Origin of the sequence: Nonomuraea sp. LPB2021202275-12-8 (genome assembly GCF_037044575.1) — a bacterium.
Taxonomy (GTDB): Bacteria; Actinomycetota; Actinomycetes; order Streptosporangiales; family Streptosporangiaceae; genus Nonomuraea.
In genome coordinates, this window is sequence record NZ_JBAHWD010000123.1 from 1 (window position 1) to 1,312 (window position 1,312).

A 1,312-nucleotide genomic window follows, 5' to 3' on the forward strand; every position below is an offset into this window, starting at 1 on the left:
GGTGAAGTCAAGGGGTCGTCGCAACACTGATTGATCAACTGGCTGTTGCCAGGAGCTTGGTGAGACGCTCGGCTGGGGTTTCCCAGCCGAGCGTTTTGCGTGGCCGGCCGTTCAACCGGGCAGCGACGGCGGCGAGATGGCCGCTGCTGTGCACGGACAGGTCGGTCCCTTTGGGAAAGTATTGGCGGAGCAAGCCGTTGGTGTTCTCGTTACTGCCGCGCTGCCAGGGCGAGTGCGGGTCGCAGAAGTAGACCGGCAGCTCGGCGGCGATGGAGAACTGGTGGTGCAGGCCCATCTCGCTGCCTTGGTCCCAGGTCAGCGACCGCTTCAGTTCGGCTGGCAGGGTGGCCATCGTGGCGGCCAGGGCGTCCCGGACGGTCTCGGCGGTGCGGTCGTGTGGGAGGTGGACGAGCAGAACGTAGCGGGTGCTGCGCTCGACCAACGTCCCGATCTGGGACTTCTGGTCCTTGCCGATGATCAGATCGCCCTCCCAGTGGCCGGGCACGGCTCGTTCCTCGGCCTCGGCGGGGCGGTCGCTGATCATCACCATGGGCGCGACGAACCGAGGCTGGCGCTGGTCGGGACGGCGATGCGGTTTGCGGACGGTGCGGCCGGTCCGCAGCGCCCGGGTGAGCTCGCGGCGCAGTTCCCCGCGTCCTTGAACGTAGAGCGCCTGATAGATCGTCTCGTGCGACACTCGCATCTCCGGCCGGTCGGGAAACCGGATGCGCAGGATGTGCGCGATCTGCTCGGGGCTCCATTCCAGCTCCAGCCAGGATTGGACGGCCTCGCGCAGTTCCGGGTTGGCTCCTAACTTCCCCACTTTCGGTCGTGGACGCCGAGCGTCGGCGCGTGCCTGGGCCGCGTGGGGCCGGTAGTGCCACTGGCCTCGGGTGCCGTCGGTGCGGTTACGGGCGATCTCTCGGCTCACCGTGGAGGGGCTGCGACCCAGCTCGGCGGCGATGGTTCGGACAGAGGCCTTCTCCCGCAGCCGGTCAGCGATATGGATGCGCTCGTCCTCACGCAGGTAGCGGGAAGCCTCTTGGGCGGGCCGGGCCGCCCGCTCGGGTCGAGCGGGCGGCCGGAACCGGCCGGGACTGAAGCGCCCGTTACGCCACTCACGGCCGGTCCGCTCATTGACGCCGACCAGCCGTGAGGCTTCCTTGTTGCCATAGCCCTGAGCCATGAGCCGAAAGTATTCCTCCCGCTCAGCCCGGAGCTTCTTCGCCCCCTGCGCCTTGCGCACCTTGCGGATCTCGAAGTCCATCGCATCCCCTGAAGTGGGGTGTTGCAACGAACCCTAGAACCCAAG

1 protein-coding gene is annotated in these 1,312 nt (G+C 67.7%); it reads right to left on the reverse strand.

Features of this window, described 5'->3' with window-relative positions; genetic code table 11:
- Positions 1-34: 34 nt before the first annotated feature.
- On the reverse strand, positions 35-1,267 hold the full coding sequence (locus tag V5E28_RS48985; protein ID WP_442946024.1) for an IS30 family transposase: 1,233 nt from the start codon (positions 1,265-1,267) through the stop codon (positions 35-37).
- Between the last annotated feature and the right edge of the window lie 45 nt (positions 1,268-1,312).

Coding starts and splice junctions, on each gene's coding strand:
- V5E28_RS48985 (WP_442946024.1), bottom strand. CDS start 1,267: ATGGACTTCGAGATCCGCAAGGTGCGCAAGGCGCAGGGGGCGAAGAAG.